The following is a 17,712-nucleotide window of genomic DNA, read 5'->3' on the forward strand; positions in this document are numbered from 1 at the left end:
TGAGAAAGTATAATTAGCATGAAAACTCCAACAATAGGCGTTATCGGCGCCGGTGCCATGGGCTTTCCAATCGCCGAAAATATTGCGAAAGCCAGGCTTAGCCCTCTCGTCGTCGATGCCAATCGGGACACAGTTAAAACATTAGCAACGCTTGGCATTCGAGCTAGCGAGCAGATCCCCGATGCTTGGGATTCAGAACTTATCGTGATCTGTGTGGCATCCGCAGACCAACTGGAGTCCGTCTATGAGGCTCTCGAGTTGAATGGTACTAGTCGCTCCCGCATTGCCCTGGTCTTAAGCACCGTTGGCCCTGAATTCTTGGCACAATTTGCTTCACGAGTTGCCCCATACGGAGTGCGAGTCGTGGATTGCCCTATGACTGGTGGCGTCTCCGGAGCTAAAAAAGGCGTTCTGAAGTTCATGTGCAGTGGTAGTGATCAGGACGTCCAGAAGGTCATCGATGTACTGGACGGCGTTATCGGAAGTTTCGTCCAGGTGGGGACCGAACCTGGACAAGGTCAATCAGTTAAGCTAATCAATAATCTCCTTTCTTCGGTGCACCTCGTTGCGGCCGCAGAAGCAGTAAATCTTGCTGAAACACTTGGACTTGATCCTGCAAATTTGAGCCAGATTCTTATCAGTGGCGCAGGCGACTCTTGGATGATGCGTGAACGATATCCTCGAATGGCTCTACCTGCGCAAGAACGCGAATTTGATACCGCTCTCGCCATTTTTCGCAAGGATACTGAACTCATTAGCCAAACCGCGAAACATGTCGGAGCGTATAGTCCGCTTGTCCACAGTGCTGCTGCCATCTTCCATGAAGCTGCAGAATCTGCCGGACTATCAGTTGACGATACCTATGTTGCCGATTTGTATCGGCAGAAAACCCTGAACAATGGAGGACAAGACGCATGAAGAAAATCACGGGTACCCTCGGTGGCCTAGCCATTATGGCGTTAGCATTGACCGCATGTGGCAGCGGCGATGGGGGCGACTCTGCGGCGGGAGCCAGCGAAAGCAGTGTCAAGCTACAGTTTGCCAGTTATCTTGGATCACGGATGCCAGAGTCACAGGCATTCCAGTGGGCTTTCGACGAAATTGAGGCGCAAACTGATGGTGCCGTCACCGTCGATCCAGTGTGGGACAGCGGGCTGTTGGGCGGTCCAGATATCCTCCCAGGAGTGTCTGATGGACGCGCTGACATGGGATTCATGACAGTGCTCTACAATCCCGCTGAATTGCCACTGTCACAAATGGCTACCGTACCGTTTGTAACAGAAGATCCGGTCGCCGTACGAGAGTCATACGCTGAATTATACGAAACTAATGAGGAGTTCCGTTCGGAGTGGGAGAACGCTGGCGTCATTCCGCTTACCTTCGGTGGTAATGGTGTGTCGACTCTGGGCACTAATGGTGCGGTTTCCCAAGTCGAAGACCTCGAGGGCATGACCTTACGTGCAACAGGTTTCACCGCAACCGCTATGACCGACGCCGACGTGAACGTGGTTTCTATACCGTCTCCTGAAATCTATGAGTCCATGCAGCGCGGAATGATTGAAGGCTGGAGCACCCAGATCTTCGACAACATTACGGTCCAGAGTCTGGAAGAAGTCACATCGCATATTTCCGAACCAGGCATTGGCATTTACACTGCAAACGCTTTCATTATTGGAGACCACGCCTGGGAGCAACTTTCAGAGGAAAATCAGCAGATTGTCACTGACATTGCTGCTCAGATTCCGGAGAAGCACCAAGAAATTCTTCAAGAATTTGATGCTCAAATTTGTGGTGAGCTGCAAGACGCTGGCGTAGAAGTCACCGTCTGGGAAGACAGCGCTAAAGAAGCATGGCGTACGGAGATCGGGACATCCTTGATTGACCAATGGAAATCGGATGTTTCTGGTTCAACAGAAAATGCCGATGGTCTGTGGGACGAATTCCAGTCCCTGCTGGAGAAACATGACAGCGATTTTGTCTCGGGAGTGAACCAGTGCGCCGGTGAGTAACGCCGGCGAACACCACCTACGCTACCTATTTGGCAAGCGTGTCAAGACGCGTGATGCCGAAGACCACAAACTAAATACAACTGTGTGCAGTGTGCGAGGAATAGCGGCGCACACTGCACACATGCGATAACAACACTATTTGGAGGGCCACTCTATGGCACTGCGATTGCACCACATAAATGTTTGCGGCGACGATATGGGCGCCTTAACGAAATTCTACACTGAAGGACTCGGACTGACCCAATTGGCGCCACCGTCGATGACGGGCGATGAGGGTGTCGCCCCGGAGTCCCAGACATGGGGCGACACCGCCGCCTTCTTTCAGGCAGGACATCCAGATGAATTACAGTTCCATATCACCAAACGACGCCCCTACGCGAGCTTTGAATACAACCAGCCGATCAATCCGCTGGCAAACGGTCATCTGTGTTTTCGTACCGATGACATTGAGGAAATCATCGAGCGACTCAACGCTCATAACGTGCCCTTCGCCGACTACGGATATTGGGCTATAGAAAACTGGCGACAGATTTTCTTAGCAGACCCGGCCGGCAACATCATTGAAATTCACCAGGTTGATGAGATGACTGAGCTCCAGGAATTTACGCCTGTTGGCCATCTGCGTTTGCATCATGTGAATGTTTGCGGTGACGATATTGACGCGCTGAATCGCTTCTATAATCAGGTTCTGGGACTAGAGCGACTGCCGTCACCGGGTATGACCGGCGACGACGGCAAGAATAAGACTTGGGGTGATTCTGCACAATTCTTCGATGCCGGTGACGAACACCTGCTACAGCTGCATGCCACCACAAGACGAGCCTACGCAGGTTACGACTCGGGGCAGTCTGTGAACGGCTTGATGCATGGGCACATTGCCTTCCGCACCGACGATATGAATGCTGTCATCGAACGGCTCATGGCCAATGGTATCCCGTATTCGGACTACGAAAAATGGGCGATTAAAACCTGGCATCAGATTTTCCTACCAGACCCAGCAGGAAACGTGGTTGAAATTCATCAGGTGGACGCCTAACCAAAAACCTATGCCTGCTGAAGATGCTACCGTCATCAAGAAACGAAAAGCACCTGCGTGATTTGTTTCCTGAGACGATGCAATCATAGTAGACCACTCGGTTGGAGCTCGACAGGATGGCACCTTGCTCGTGGTTTGATAGAAAGTAGAGATCCCTATGGAGTTGAGACAGCTCGAAGCGTTCGTGAAAGTTGCTGAGCACAGACATTTCGGTAAAGCAGCCGACGCGCTACGCCTGACTCAACCTCCATTGTCACAACGAATTTTATCCTTGGAGCGCGAACTCGGGGTTAAACTTCTTGACAGAAGCACTCGGAAGGTCGAGTTGACCGCAGCCGGTGAATTGCTCCTGGAGTACGCTGTCGACATCCTCCACAAAGTCGACAGCGCAAAATTCGAAGTACAGGAGCTTGCCCTAGGTAATCGAGGCGTGATCCGGTTAGGTGTCGTCGGTTCAGCCATGTACCGACAGCTTCCAACCATAGTACAGTTCATCCGTCAGGCGCTCCCGGAAGCCGACATTGAGGTTATTCCAGAGTTCTTCACGGATGTTCAGCTCCAGATGATTCGAAACAACGAACTTGATATTGGTTTAGTACGTAATGCTTCGGTTAGTGATGATATACGTATTGACGTACTTGGGTATGAGCCACTCGTTGCAGTGATCCAGGAGCAAGACTCAGTGGGCAAAGTGGTCGCGATGTCGGAACTCAGCCAAAGAACGATCCTCTGCTACCCACCTGAGAAATCTGAGGTCGGCAGAATGGTTCGTCGGCACTTAGAAGAAGCCCCTTCTATAGTCTCTAAAATTATTGATGTGCCACACACCTCTTCCATGATGGCGATGGTAGCTGCCGGTGTGGGCGTGGGCATCGTACCAGAATCGGCTGAGGTGCTGAAATTGCCGGGGCTTCGCTACGCAAGAATCGGCGACTTACCCCAGGTCGGGCTCGAACTTGCATCGCGTTCGAATGAACATAGCGAGCTAATAAAGAAAGCCATCGCAGCGATATTGAGCTCGAACTTCTCTATCTAAATAACCAGCCTCGTTCCGTGGCGATGCTTATACAAGACGGTTCAAATTTCCAGGGCGTTCTTATGCGCCTTGTCACCACCAATGATGTGCGCCGACGTTGGTAGCTCAAGCGTGCGCACAATCAACGGTGATAACCACAGAACAACTTATTTGAATAGGAGGACGACATCCACCAGGATGTCATCATCAACCATGGATATGATCGCGAAAATTGAAGCGATTCCCTATTGTATCGACTATGCGAAGCCACTTCGGTTCGCATCAGGGTTTGTGGATAAAGCTGATCACGTTCTCGTACGGGTTACCACCAACAACGGTTTGGTCGGTATCGCAGATGCGCCACCACGGCCGTATACCTACGGTGAAACTCAAGAGTCTATCCTTGCGGTCATCAACAAGATAATGGCCCCACAACTTATAGGCACTCCTGTTGAGCAGAATGCTCGCGTCCATGAGGTTCTCAAACGGACTGTCGGAAATAATGTTGCGAAGGCAGCCATCGATATCGCACTTTGGGATATCAAGGCCAAGACTGCAAACACCACATTGACTGCGATGCTCGGCGGCTACACAGACCGTCTTCAGGTAGCACATATGGTCGGCTTCGCAGACACCCGCGACGTTCTTGAGGAAGTACAAGACCTGACCGACAGATACGGCATCTCCGCATATAAAATTAAGGTTGGACGTCGTCCGATCCACGACGATATCGAAGTTTGCCGCGCGATTCGTCGCGAGTTTGGTGACGAAGTTGTGCTCTATATCGACGGCAATCGCGGCTGGAATGCACGTGAAAGCCAATATGTGTTGAAGGCTCTTGAAGATATCAACCTGCGTTTTGTAGAAGAACTGAATCCTGCAAGTGAAGGATTCGGTCGGCGCCAAATTGTGCAGCACACTAACATCCCATTTGTGGTCGATGAGTCAGCCCCCACCCCAACTGCAGTGTGGAGGGCGTTGCAAGACGGCGATGGTTCTGCTGTGTCCATTAAAACGGCCCGTACCGGGATCACAGATTCTTTACGCATTTGGGGCCTGTGTTCCTCAGGAGGTGTTGATATAGTGCTCGGGAACCAAATCGATACCCAAGTTGGTTCCATGGCCACGATTGCCTTTGGTGCAGCATTCTACGAGACGTCTTTACTCCCAGCGGAAGTCTCCAACTTCTTGGATATGCAGGATGACCTCCAAGCCGAGCCTATTGAAATTGTGGATGGCTATGCCAAAATTTCGCAGCGACCGGGCTACGGTGCCTCTATTGATCCAGATAAGCTCGAGTACTATCGACTCGATAAATAACGGGTCATAAATCAAATAAAACGCGGGGCAGTTCACTCTACCGGCCCCGCGTTTTGTGGATATGGTGGAACGCTCTTCATCTGGCTGTTTCGGCTGTGAAATAGTATGAGACTCCTAGTAACTTCACCGGAATCTGCATAACTTCTGACCACTGAGAAGTACTGATCTGGACTTCGGAGAGCAAAGTATACGAACCCGATGTTGAAGGTAGCGGATCTAGGTGACGCTTCCGGGCGCTCAAATTACCGGCTGATATCGTGTCACTGCGTCGTCGTTGTGATTTGCACTGGGTTCATGTGTGATTGGCATAATTCCTAGCCCGGTCTAGGACAGTGTCTATTGAGCAGTTCGGTTCGGTAGGTCGATACTCGACGGGCAGGCGCGACTATTGCGTGTCCAAACGGGGCACACTGGACGTCAGATAGAGATCCACTAATAATACCTTCCCCACAAGAAATACGGATTTGTGTCCGCTGCACATGGAAAGCGTTACATCACTCTTTTTGAGTTTGGACGAGTGTGCCGTAAAAATACGGAGTACTTTGAGCCGACGCGAATAGAAGCTACGTGAGTCTCATCCGCGACATCATCCGTGGGTCGCGCCTACAGTCATACCGCCACATACATAGTGCGTCTGACCGGTAACGAAACCGCTTCGGTCATCCAATAGATACGCGACAGCGTGTGCAACCTCATCAGGTGTACCTACGCGCCCCACGGGTACTGAGCTTAGGATGGCCTGTGTCTGAGAAGAGTCCTCTGGGTTAGCATTCACGAATAATTCCGTGGCAATTGGCCCGGGGCCAATAGCGTTTGCTGTGATGCCATGGCGGCCTTCTTCAAGTGCAACGGTGCGTGTCAAACCTTGGAGTCCGGCTTTCGATGTAGCATACGCGCTGCGAAGTTCCTTACCTAGTGCGGCACGGGACGAAATTGACACGATTCGTCCTAGCCCGGCGTCACGCATGCAGGGGAGTAACGCCTGTATGCACAGGAAAGCGCTGCGAACGTTTAATGCCATAGCGGCCTCAAATTCTTCGACAGTTTGGTCGGAGATGGCGTTGGGGAATACTGCACCTACATTATTGACCAGTCGGGTGATAGGCCCACCTTCGAGTGCGACTTTGAGGGCCTTCTGAGTTGATTCCACATTTGACAAGTCGCAGTGAATGGCGTCCTCACCGGCGCGGTCCAAGATGACGGGTTCGTAGCCATCAATACGGCAACGTTGTGCAATTGCTGCGCCGATTCCATTTGCTCCGCCGGTAATCAGGACGCGCGGTGGGGTGGAGAGTTGGGAGTTCATATGATTCCTTGTGATTGAGTTTTATTGACTAGACGGTTGCAATCGGGTTGACTGGTGAGCCGGCTGCTCCAGGAAGATTCAGCGGCGGAGCAGTGAGAAGAAAGGCTGTCCGATTCACCGTGCGAAGGTGCTGCGCCAGCTCGGTGAGATACCATAACTCACCCATTGGGACGCCGAGTTTAAAAAGGCAATGTTCGTGCAGGGGGAGGACACTCGTCAGCCCAGGCTGTGGGGGTGCAGGAAACTGTTCTACGGCGGGATTGTCGGCGGCGATTGCGGCTATTTGCTGGGTGGTAATCCATTTCAGCAGTTGGGGGTCAGAACCGTCGAGCTGAGCACCATAGTTGTGTAGGACTTGTGGTTCTGGTGTTCCCGCCATATCTATGAGGTATTGTGCATAGCCCGTATGGATCAGAATGATGTCGCCGGGCTGTATGTCGATGCGGTCCCGTTCCAAGACGGCGGAGAGCTCTGCCCAACCAATAAGCTGGAAATGCGTGCCAAAGTGGTGTGCCACATCGATCATGACTGCCCTGCCTTGAATCGGCTTTGCGGCCATTGAATGGATACCGAGGGGACCAAAGTTCGCGGTTGTTGTGAGCTCACGTCCATCAGCGGGATGGACACCGCAGTCGGCTGGAATCGTGGGAGCGGTAACCTCAATGCCAGCTCTGAAACCGTTGTAGTAAACGGGTTCGGCAATGCCATCGCCGTCGGCGTCAAAGAGTGCCCCAACGTGTACTAGCGCGTCCCATTGGGATGAGTACTGATTGTGCAAGATGATGAGGTCGTCGTTGAATACATCCGTCATGCCAGGTTGGATTTGCTCATACCGGCAATTCGCGTTGACAAGCTCACCGCGAAGATTGGGCCGATGGATCGGTGGCAGACGATTCGGGTTTAGATCCGTCCCACCAGGCAAATTGAGCGGCAGACCAAGTGCGAATGTCTGGTGCGAGACGATTTCGGCCAGGCCGGCACGTACCTTTTCGGCCGTCAGCAAATTCAAGCGACCCAAGGTATCATCTCGACCAAATTCTCCCCATGTGGATGGCTCAGGACGGTTTTTCCAGCGTCGCTCAATGCTGCCATCAGGGAGGTTTCGCAGTGTCGATGCATCGTCAATCATGATTATTATCCTAAGTGCGGATTTATCCATTGTCTAACATTGATTCGATATATATTCATAATGTAAGATTATGAATATGGTGTGGCCCAACGATGGAGGTTTCGTGAAACTGCAGGAGATTAATGCGTTCATCGCATTGGCGGAGGAGCTCCATTTCACTCGAGCAGCTGAGCGTCTCGAAGTGAGTCAACCGCAGTTCAGTCAATTGATACGTAGGCTGGAAAATCGGTTTGACACGGCGCTTGTTGAGCGAACCACGCGTCGAGTAGCACTGACAACTGCCGGTCAAGCAGCGTTGCCACACGCACGTCGTGCGGTGCAGGAAATCAATTTGATGTATCGCAGCGCTCACGACTTAAAAGGTCATGTCCAGGGGACCGTACGGCTAGGCTACGCAGGTGCGAGTTCGCGGCCTTCGTTGCCAGGTATTGCTCGGGCTGTTCGCGAGAACTCGCCGGGGGTCGACTTACATCTGCGGTCAATGGTCTATGGTGCGCAAGGTCCTGGGAGAGTGGTATCCGGGGATCTCGATATCAGTTTTTCACGTCGTCCACTAGTGCATTCAGGACTGATTGACCGAGTGTTTGAGTATGAAGAAGTCCTGGTGGCACTTCCATCGGATCACCGATTGGCGACATCGGGCTCCATTGACTTACATGATTTACGGGATGATTCCTGGGTGATGTTTCCAGGGACCTATGGTTCGAATGTGCGCGATGTTGGGCTGCAGCTGACGACAGAGGCCGGGTATACACCCAAGATCGTGCAAGAGGCCCCGGATTCTTACACTATTTTGGGTTTGGTAGCTGCAGGGGTTGGGGTGACCATCACGGTCTCCTCAGTGGCGCACGTGGGGAATGGTGACCTGGTGTTTTTGCCGTTGGCAGGTACGCCTCGGTTCTTGACGGCGACTGTGGTGTGGTCGGCTCAAGCTGGACAAGCTACCCTGGCGGTCATTGATGCGATTAATCAGACCTACCCCATCCCAGAGGAACCGGAAGGCATTATTGTCGGTTAAGAGGTGAGTGCAGTACTCTGGGGAATTCTTAGCTCACGCAAGAGCCAAGCTGTGCTGTCTTACTGTCTGGTACTGCTCTGCCCGGGCAGATTTTACTTGACTCCGTGTCAAGTTGTGACTGCTGTTGCATCCCATGCTCGGTACTAATTTCTGGTGCATGGTGATTTGTTCGGAGGCAGAGGCCCTTTCCGATTCAATTAGGCCCAGATGCCATAGGCGATGTAGGGAATCTCGGCTCGCCACTCGGTAGCGCAATCGATGGTATCCTGCCGAAAGTACCTGGAGATAGCAACGTCGTCATCGACGATGCCCCGATAACTGGGCGGGTTGCTTGCCAATGTAGCTATCGAATCTAAATGAAAGCAATCGAAGCGTCTGCTGTTGACTCTCCTATATTTTATCACTTGGAGTAGGTGCGGCTATGTCTTCTACGCTCCGATTGAGTCTGTCCCGCGTGAGGCCTTTTCGGGAGGTCAGCAGTGGTTTTGAGTTAAAGTCAATCCAGACGGCCCGAAGTTCAAACCTCGCTAGGAGATGGTTATGAAATACGGTGGAGCAGTTGCACTCATAGTTATCGGAGCCATTCTCTATTTTGCTGTCAACGTTGAAGTGGCAGCAGTCGATATCAGTCTCATTGGGCTCATCTGTATGATCGCCGGTGCAGCATGGCTCGTGATCAACCTAATTTTCGATGCGACAACACGTCGTCGGCGGGTGGTTCCTGTTGAAGAACGGCGTGAAATTATCGAGGAGTAACGATCGTCGACCTGTATTTTCGGGTTTTGGTTTATCGCAGAGTCCACTTGCCGATCTCGAGTTCGCTGCCGGGAAGCACATCGAACGGTGAGTCCATCGGCTGCATGTGCTCATGAAATTCGAACGCAGCGTCAAGCCACGCTCCGTTGACCATGATTTGCACTTGCTGTGCGGAGTCGTCGTGGTGCGCGCCGCGTTCCCCTCGCCAGTACACGATTGCCTGAGCGGATTGGCCTGGACCAACGGTGATGGTTGAGTAGGTTTCCTGCCCATCTTCGGAGAGTTCGTATTCGCTGACGTTTACTTCCAGATCTTGACCGGCTTGAATAATTCGCAGGTCTGGCATTCCCTGAAGCTGGCAGGCGCCTGCGCTGTGGTTGGTAACAACGATTCCTGCGCCACGAGCACCCGTGGCTGCATCCCAACCGCCAATGGTGACATCCAATGCCGAAGCTTCGCACGCCGATGCAGCTTGCGTTGGAGCAGCGGTTGGTTCCGGCGTCGCAGGCGGAGTAATCGGGCTCGGGGTAGGGGAGTCCGAGGGAGTCTCCATGCGAGGTGACGGGTGGTGTTCTGGACCAGATCGCTCGATGTCACCGGTAAGATACCGTGGCCATGCTGCCCAAATTGCGGTGCAGGCGATCACGACGATCGATGCGATGGTGGCAGTGCGCTGGCGTTTTGACGCAGGTCTGTTCGGGGCGTCGTCGTAATTTGCAGTCGAATCTCTGTCCCGAGATCTGGTGATCAACAGCGGACCGAGGAAAAGTGCAATCGGGTGCGACACTGGCAGTATCAACAAGACGAATTCGTTATCTAAGACTCGTATAGCGGCGAGGAATATGATCGCGAACATGACGAAGCTGAGGGTGATGGCAAGCGCAAAGAGCTGGATTGCTATCGCGAAGCCCCACGCTGCTTGGTCTTGACCGGTTTGTCAACGGATCCACCACCACAACGTCAACTGCACTGCGGTAACCGACGCGAAGAAAAGTAGCGTCATCGATGGCCCTGTCATGGGGTCGGACCACTGCATGAAGGCCCACCAGGGAAGCCACATGGTGATGAAGATTCCAATGGCTAAAGCGATTAGCCACAATCGGTAGGCCCGACCGCGTGGGCGACCTGGGAACCGTGACCATTGAGCTGGCCGTCCTGCCACCAGTGTAAATAGGCCGAGCAGTCCGACGACCAGCGCCGAACCTGCCAGCCACGCGTAGAGACTGTTCAGGTTGTGGACGACGTGACGGTGCGTGCCATCGACTTCCCAAGGCCGCGGAAGACCCTGGGATTGGAGCGCGACGGACCCCAAAACGATGAGCGCGGCCAGGACCAGTGCCGAACCGAGCGCAGCCCACAGGTGACGTTGCGTGGTGAGGCCCATGTCCATCTCGCTGTTCGAGTCGTACGTGTGAGGTGTGATTCCAGCATAGGGGCTGATGCAAATCTATTCACCGTGAGTCTAGGCTTCACAAGCGGGACACGAAAAGTTCATGCATCTATTCGACTGAAGACTCTAGTGTGAGATTGCAGGATTCACGATTAGATAATTGAGAATTCCGTCAGGAGAACTTGTCCTGCCTAGGTTTTTGAAGCGTTCTAGCCCTCAAGGAAAAATTTGAGATCGAACTATGGGGCTCGTGCTGAACTCAACAACTAAGCCAAGAACCAGCTCCTGTTATCTGTGCAGATGGTTTCCACCTGCTTGCGATGATGCGCTACAAACGATCAGGAGGTAGAACTAACAAACACCAATTCATTTTTCGTTGCTTCTGAAAAAACATCTCTGGCGATCCTACCGGGACATTTCTTACGGTAAACCATCCGTCCATTGTCTCTACTGCCTCCCTTGACAATGAGGTAGCAGTATCTCGTAATAGACTGTTCGAAGCTGAGACTTACCTTGGACGCCAGCGCTCATAGGCCCTGTCTGTCAGCATGGCCAGATCGTCTTTTTCGTGGAGCGCCTATTCGCGGCCCTCCTCGGAGACTATTCTTAGATAGATAGGCAAAGTCGGTACGATCGTAGGAGCCTAGATCTTGCTGAAAGTACCTAACTAATGCCAGTTATTCTCCCTGATATTGAATTTTCTCGTATCCGTCCGTATGGTCGACCTGCCTCGAGAGCGGACGCTTTCGAGGAATTAGCTTCGATTCTGATTCAGCAGATGCCTGAGTGGCCATCCGGTACACGTTTTGAACGGTTTGGAAACCCCGATGGAGGCCGAGAAGGTAAGGGGACTTTACCTAACGGTGACGTATGGGCGTGGCAGGCCAAATACTTATTCAAATTCGACTCATCAGCGGTAACGCAGGTCACAGCTTCGCTTGTTCGCGCACTCGAGCAAGAACCCAACTTGACACGATACTTTGTAATATTCCCAATGGATCTACCCGCCGGTGATAACGAACGCTCCACCTCCGCGTATTCGTTATGGAAACAAGCGGTATCGAACTGGGTGTCCCTTGTGGAAGACAAGGAAAGAACTGTTGAATTTGTTTTCGTGGGAGGGCACGAACTTACATCTGCTCTAACCGAACAGGAAAACGCAGGACGTCTTAGGTACTGGTTTGACTCAAGGTCACTGACTGTCGATTCACAACGGAATCGCATTGAGGAAGTAATCGCGAAGGTTGGCCGACGTTATAGTCCAGAAATGCACATTGAAGTTGATACAGTGCAGGTTCTTGACGCCCTTGGGCGCAATCCAACCTACGTTGACCGATGGCGACAAGTTCTTGCACAGTTGCGATCTTCTCGAAGGTGGCGTTGGAAAGCACCTGACGCTCGGCGCGATATTTTCGAAAACGATCTCCAACAGAGCCAAGAGCGAATGGAACGTGCAGACGAGGCTATATCGCGTGTAATTAGTTCCGTGCACACCTTCGAAAGGCTTGAAAAGGCATCTAGTGAGATAAATTCTGCTTTCGAGGCGGTTTCGACGGTGAATGAGCTCCTAAATGAGCACTTACGTTCCGACGATGGGCTTTTTGTCGGCGAAGCCGCGTCGCTTTTTACAAACGCAAGAGATGCCCTCAATGCTCTCAGCTCGGCTGACCAATTGTCTTCTGCGGTGGACACTCGTGCGGCAGATGAAGGCGAGCTTCTAATAATCGGAGGCGCTGGGGTAGGGAAAACTCATTTACTTTGTGATGTTGCTAGGAGACGAATCGCTGAGGGGCGTCCAACAATGATGCTCCTCGGGCAGGATTTCGATGGTCGACCACTCTTGCCACAAATTCCTGAGCTGATAGAAGAACGGGGCACCGTCGATGACGTTTTAATGTTGCTTGATGCCGCCGCTGAAGCCTCAGGCAATAAAGCATTGTTGATCGTGGACGCTATTAATGAAAGTCTGAGGCCAGACCGTTGGTTGGATGATATCCGCGTTCTTCGTACCAAATTGAAGCGGTTCCCTCGTGTTGGTCTTGTTCTATCCTGTAGGACCGATTTTTTAGATCCTGTTATTGGAAAGACCGACATGCCTGTAGTTGAGCACTACGGTTTTCAAGAAAAAACAGATGTTGCGGTTCACCGCTTCGCTGAAGAGTATGAGCTTGAGATTCCATCTTTCCCGATTTTTAATCCAGAATTTGGGAATCCCCTCTTTTTACGACTGGCATGCGAAGCCCTGTATACGTTAGGGGAGTCTCGTTTTACCCTAGGTTCGGTGGGTCTGACCACAGTATGCAACGCTTTCATTGATGCAATGAACCTACGCCTTTCAAGTCCAGCTCGATGCGACTATGACCCTCAACTGAAGCTGGTGCAGGCTGTAGTTCGTGAACTTGCACAGATAGACGCCAGCACTTTCGAGAGAAGCCATGTAAACAGGATTATTTCCGGACTCCATGATGAACGTATCTGGTCACAATCCTTGCTGAAGGGGCTGCTAGATGAAGGCGTCCTCATCGAAGTAAGCGTCGATCGATTGGCATTTGGCTACCAGCGTTTAGGAGATGTAGCGCGAGCAAGTGCGATCGCGTCGAAGACCCCGAGCGAGGTCGAATCTTGGCTTCGCTCCCTGGGACCAGATCCGTGGCACGAGCGTGGCACGCTTGCAGTTCTCGCTATCATGCTGCCGGAAAAGCATGCCGTTGAGCTCTTTGACCTGATGAGCGTCGATGGGAGCGTTTCAGTTGCTGCTATCCACAGCTTTCTCGATAGTTTGACTCTACGAGAATCTGAGTTTGTCAGCTTCCGGACCCGAGAATTAGTCGAGCGCCTCATGAATACTGAGGAATTTGCTGACGAGACGAGAACCCAGCTGATTTCTTTAGCTTGCGTTCCGGGACATCCGTTGAACGCTAAGTGGTTGCACACTCACCTTCTGCAACAGACATTGGAAGACAGAGATGCGACTTGGTCAGTGTGGCTCATTCATGCCCTTGACCCAGGAGTGCAAAATCCGGTCCGGACTCTAATTGAATGGGCATGGCCGATGAGGGCGGAGGGTAGAGGTAGTCCAGGCCGTGAGACCAGAACTTTGGCACTACTAACGCTAGGGTGGTTTCTTACCACATCTGATCGGCGTGTGCGAGACCATGCAACAAAAGCAATAGTGGCTCTTGGGGAGCAAGATTCTTCCGCATTCATTGAGGTTCTGAGCTTCTTATCGGATACTAATGACCCATACATTATTGAACGGATGGCTGCAGCTTCCTGCGGTATTTCATTGCGGAACGCCAGCACAACGACACTCCATGGCCTCGCGAAAACGCTTGCAGACCTCGTCGCAGAGGGGTGGCCACAACATTTACTAACCCGTGACTATATTCGGAGGGTCCTCGAAGCCGCTAGAGAAGCAGGTTGGGATGGTCCGAGTGGTGGGCCGCCTTATGGATCTCTTTTACCTGCTGAACCGACGCCGCGAGAAGAAATTGAAGCATTGAGCGAGGGACATGGCCGTGATTATAGCTCTGTCTGGCTTTCTATTTCAGAAATGGGCGATTTCGGCGCATATGTGCTCAAACCGGCTATCCGAGAACTGGCCATACCAGACCAAGACACAATGCTTGACTTCGCAGAGCGAGCCATTTTCGACCGAGTTTTGGATTTGGGCTGGTCCCCAGACAAATTTGGAGCCATCGATAGTCGACTTCGTAGATGGCGAATGGGTGGTCAAGCCGAGCGCATCGGGAAAAAATACCAATGGATAGCCTTGTATGAGGTTCTCGGAGCGCTCACCGACAACTTCGATATTCAGCCCTCATGGTCTCAACAAAGTGCTCTTCCCTACTCATACTGCGAACAAATAATATCCCGCGATATTGATGTAACACTTCTAGCTCGAAAACCAGCGGAGCGTAGCGAATCGAAACAATCACTGTGGTTTTCTCCCGCCCAGGCTACATTCCCCGCTGTAGTGGTCAACGACTATCCAAGTGATATGAACGGCGTCCCTGACCCTCTCGAACTGATATCAGTGACTGGCCCCGATGGAGAACAGTGGCTAAATTTACTAAGTTACCCCGATTGGCGACAGAAACATGTTCCCGAAATTGAGGCGCAGAGGCCACCCACGCGGACCATATGGATGCATATTCACGCATATTTAGTGCCCATCGAATCAGCAGGGGCGCTGAAAGCCTGGGCTGTTGGGAAAGACTGGTACGGTCGCTGGATGCCAGAGAGCGGTGAGAGTGTCAACGCATTGCTCGGTGGGCATCATTCTGACCCTCAGTGGGCTCATAGCTCAGGAGTTTTGGATCATTGGTGCCCATCGGTTCAAGGGCCACAACCTGCCGATCTCATTCAGTGCAGCGCCGCTTATGAGGGTACGGGAAGTGACAGGGATGCTTCGGCAGAACAGGAGACCCAAGGATTCGTTCCAAGTGGCGCGCTTGCTGGGATTTTAGAGCTTTATCCAGGCAAAGATTTCGAATGGGAAGATAGTAGCGGTGTAGCGGTATTCGATCCTTCCATAAGAGAAGGCGGGCCAAATTCGCTCTTGGTCAGGCGCAGTCAAATTTCTAAACTCGAGGACGAAGGGTACACGATTTTTTGGACTGTACTCGCCGGACACGAACACATACCCGGGATTTATCGAAGCTACACGGATGATCATCGATTCGTGAGTGGAAGTGCTTCATACATACTTGAGAATGGAACGGTCGGAAAGGTTGATTCCAGAGCGTACAGCTTTAGTCCCGGATTGCGGGATCAGAGAACCCTGAGCTGGAACGCGGGATTCTTGGAAGCGTCATCTGCGGAACCGAATGTTTCGGCCCAATCGATGGATTCATTTCGAAATCGTTCGTACCAACATGGTAGTGACGCGAGCACATGTGACTTAGAACAACAAGCAAGTGTCAGCACAAAAAATGGGGCGGCACTATGGATCGCACTGAAGTCTGGCGCAAAAAATGCCCAGGAGCTCAGTGATGCTACTCAACTGGCTATCCATCAAGTTAGGTATGGGATGGGTCATCTCGTAGATGCAGGCCTGGTCCAGCGGATTTTAGGGGCAGGGAGCCACCGAGTAAGTTACTCAATACGCTGATAAGTGTGTATCGTGCAAAGCTGCTGTCGTTAACGCAAAATTACTGTGCATAAAACAACATTATCCTCAGTTGCGCTGATTTATTGCCTGCGTCACAGTTGTAGGTGTGAGCGGCACCACACTCTCGGTCGAAGCGCTCAGGTCATCGGCTGCCTGCAGGCCCTGAGTAACTTGCCCGAGTTTGAGCATCGCCGTCACCCTTAGGATCACCATTGAGGACTGCACCATGACAACCCTGAAAAATCCTGCAAAGCGAGCATTGACCCGAGACCAAAAACGCGTTCTCGGAGCAACGCTGGTTGGTACCACCGTCGAGTGGTACGACTTCTTTATCTACGCCAACGCCGCAGCCATTATTTTCGCTAGCCAATACTTCGCGCCCGTCGGAGAAGAAAACCCGCAGCTAGCCCAACTGTTGGCATATGCTTCGGTCGGGATTTCATTCCTCTTCCGCCCGCTAGGCGCAGTGCTAGCCGGTTGGATTGGCGATAAATACGGACGCCGCATGGTCCTGATGCTGACGCTGGGGCTGATGGGCATCTCCACAACCGTAATCGGTTTCCTGCCAACCTACGCCACCATCGGCGTCTGGGCCCCGGTTATGCTGATTGTGCTGCGCATCCTGCAGGGTGTCTCGGCCGGTGGTGAATGGGGTGGCGCGGCACTGATGGCCGTTGAACACGCACCCACACCACGTCGCGGACTCTTCGGTGCCTACCCGCAAATCGGGGTGCCACTTGGCATGCTGTTGGCCTCGGCCATCCTGGGCCTCTTCTCCCTGATTCTGACACCAGAACAATTCCAAGCCTGGGGCTGGCGCATCCCGTTCTTGGTCTCCTTCGTGCTGATCTTCGTGGGCTACTACATTCGCCGCAAAGTCGCTGAGACCCCGGTCTTCCAGGAGCTGCGCGACAACGCCGCCCAAGCCAAAACCCCACTGCGCCAGCTATTCCAAGAAGACTGGAAAACCATCATCAAGGCCGCCCTGTCGTTTGCCGGAAACAACGCGGCCGGCTACATGGTCACCGGTGGATTCGTACTGGGCTATGTCACCACTACCCACGGCGTTTCCCAAACAAGCATGCTGACGCTGATCTCCGTGGCCGCCGCATGCTGGATTGTCTCCACACTGTTCGGCGGCATCCTCTCCGACCGCTTAGGACGACGTCCGACCTACCTGATTGGTTTCGGTTTCCAGCTGGTCTGGGCCGTGCCAATGTTCCTGATGATCGGCACCGGCAACATCTGGCTCATCGTCTTCGCGGTTCTGGTCTTCACCCTGCCCATCGGTCTGACCTACGGACCCCAATCAGCCATGTACTCCCAAATGCTCCCATCGCGCACCCGATTGTCCGGCGTCTCGATCTCCTATGCCCTTGGTACGATCCTCGGTGGCGCGTTTGCACCCACCATCGCCCAGTCACTCGTGGGCTCCACAGGCTGGATCGGCTCGGTTGGTGTCTATCTGGCCATCCTGGCGATCATCTCCGGCATCGCCGTGCTCACCATCAAAGAACCACGCGGCACCCCGCTGATTCCCGAACAAGAGGCAGCTCAGAAAGTTTCCGAGGTGCCCACCGTCGCTGAGAAGCAAAACGTTGGGGTGTAGTCCCATGCCTT

Annotated in this window: 14 protein-coding genes; 9 read left to right on the plus strand and 5 right to left on the minus strand. The window is 52.7% G+C overall.

The features are described 5' to 3' along the window. The first annotated feature begins 18 nt into the window (after window positions 1-18). The 5 genes from A6F49_RS01360 (at window position 19) to A6F49_RS01380 (ending at window position 5,380) form a co-directional block, all read left to right on the plus strand. A complete protein-coding gene (locus A6F49_RS01360) occupies window positions 19-918 on the plus strand; it encodes an NAD(P)-dependent oxidoreductase (RefSeq protein ID WP_043056079.1) in 900 nt (299 codons plus the stop codon). Further along, on the plus strand, window positions 915-2,009 hold the full coding sequence (dctP, locus tag A6F49_RS01365; protein WP_043056078.1) for a TRAP transporter substrate-binding protein DctP: 1,095 nt from the start codon (window positions 915-917) through the stop codon (window positions 2,007-2,009). The genes A6F49_RS01360 and dctP overlap by 4 nt, the downstream gene beginning before the upstream one ends. A 154-nt stretch (window positions 2,010-2,163) precedes the next feature. Next, a complete protein-coding gene (locus tag A6F49_RS18260; protein ID WP_067605470.1) occupies window positions 2,164-3,045 on the plus strand; it encodes a VOC family protein in 882 nt (293 codons plus the stop codon). A gap of 157 nt (window positions 3,046-3,202) precedes the next feature. After that, window positions 3,203-4,081: a LysR family transcriptional regulator gene (locus A6F49_RS01375; protein ID WP_043056077.1), complete on the plus strand. Its 879-nt coding sequence runs from the start codon at window positions 3,203-3,205 to the stop codon at window positions 4,079-4,081. A gap of 111 nt (window positions 4,082-4,192) precedes the next feature. Next, entirely contained in the window at window positions 4,193-5,380 is a 1,188-nt protein-coding gene (locus tag A6F49_RS01380) for a mandelate racemase/muconate lactonizing enzyme family protein (protein ID WP_235604805.1), read from the plus strand. Between the two features lie 586 nt (window positions 5,381-5,966). On the opposite strand, the gene A6F49_RS01385 is transcribed toward A6F49_RS01380, so the two are convergent. Beyond that, window positions 5,967-6,686: an SDR family NAD(P)-dependent oxidoreductase gene (locus A6F49_RS01385; RefSeq protein ID WP_043056076.1), complete on the minus strand. Its 720-nt coding sequence runs from the start codon at window positions 6,684-6,686 to the stop codon at window positions 5,967-5,969. Window positions 6,687-6,714: 28 nt separating this feature from the next. After that, window positions 6,715-7,815: a cyclase family protein gene (locus tag A6F49_RS01390; RefSeq protein WP_043056075.1), complete on the minus strand. Its 1,101-nt coding sequence runs from the start codon at window positions 7,813-7,815 to the stop codon at window positions 6,715-6,717. Window positions 7,816-7,918: 103 nt separating this feature from the next. On the opposite strand from A6F49_RS01390, the gene A6F49_RS01395 reads away from it, so the two are divergent. Beyond that, a complete protein-coding gene (locus A6F49_RS01395; protein ID WP_043056102.1) occupies window positions 7,919-8,833 on the plus strand; it encodes a LysR family transcriptional regulator in 915 nt (304 codons plus the stop codon). Between the two features lie 197 nt (window positions 8,834-9,030). On the opposite strand, the gene A6F49_RS17940 is transcribed toward A6F49_RS01395, so the two are convergent. Then, window positions 9,031-9,171, minus strand: a complete 141-nt coding sequence (locus A6F49_RS17940) for a hypothetical protein (protein WP_161485753.1) — start codon at window positions 9,169-9,171, stop codon at window positions 9,031-9,033. A gap of 202 nt (window positions 9,172-9,373) precedes the next feature. Between A6F49_RS17940 and A6F49_RS01400 the strand changes: the two genes are divergently transcribed. After that, complete coding sequence (locus A6F49_RS01400) at window positions 9,374-9,589, plus strand: DUF6458 family protein (RefSeq protein WP_043056074.1); 216 nt, start codon at window positions 9,374-9,376, stop codon at window positions 9,587-9,589. A gap of 31 nt (window positions 9,590-9,620) precedes the next feature. Here the strand turns inward: A6F49_RS01400 and A6F49_RS01405 are convergent, their stop codons facing one another. Together A6F49_RS01405 and A6F49_RS01410 are read right to left on the minus strand one after the other, a co-directional pair. Beyond that, a complete protein-coding gene (locus tag A6F49_RS01405; RefSeq protein WP_043056752.1) occupies window positions 9,621-10,445 on the minus strand; it encodes a DUF4232 domain-containing protein in 825 nt (274 codons plus the stop codon). Between the two features lie 81 nt (window positions 10,446-10,526). Continuing rightward, complete coding sequence (locus tag A6F49_RS01410) at window positions 10,527-10,973, minus strand: hypothetical protein (RefSeq protein WP_150119340.1); 447 nt, start codon at window positions 10,971-10,973, stop codon at window positions 10,527-10,529. Between the two features lie 676 nt (window positions 10,974-11,649). On the opposite strand from A6F49_RS01410, the gene A6F49_RS01415 reads away from it, so the two are divergent. Further along, window positions 11,650-16,092 (plus strand): NACHT domain-containing protein, encoded by a 4,443-nt coding sequence (locus tag A6F49_RS01415; RefSeq protein ID WP_043056071.1) that lies wholly within the window; start codon window positions 11,650-11,652, stop codon window positions 16,090-16,092. Between the two features lie 226 nt (window positions 16,093-16,318). Next, on the plus strand, window positions 16,319-17,701 hold the full coding sequence (locus tag A6F49_RS01420; protein ID WP_043056070.1) for an MFS transporter: 1,383 nt from the start codon (window positions 16,319-16,321) through the stop codon (window positions 17,699-17,701). The last annotated feature ends 11 nt before the right edge of the window (window positions 17,702-17,712 follow it).

The sequence above is a fragment of the Enteractinococcus helveticum genome, assembly GCF_001657475.1.
GTDB lineage: Bacteria > Actinomycetota > Actinomycetes > Actinomycetales > Micrococcaceae > Yaniella > Yaniella helvetica.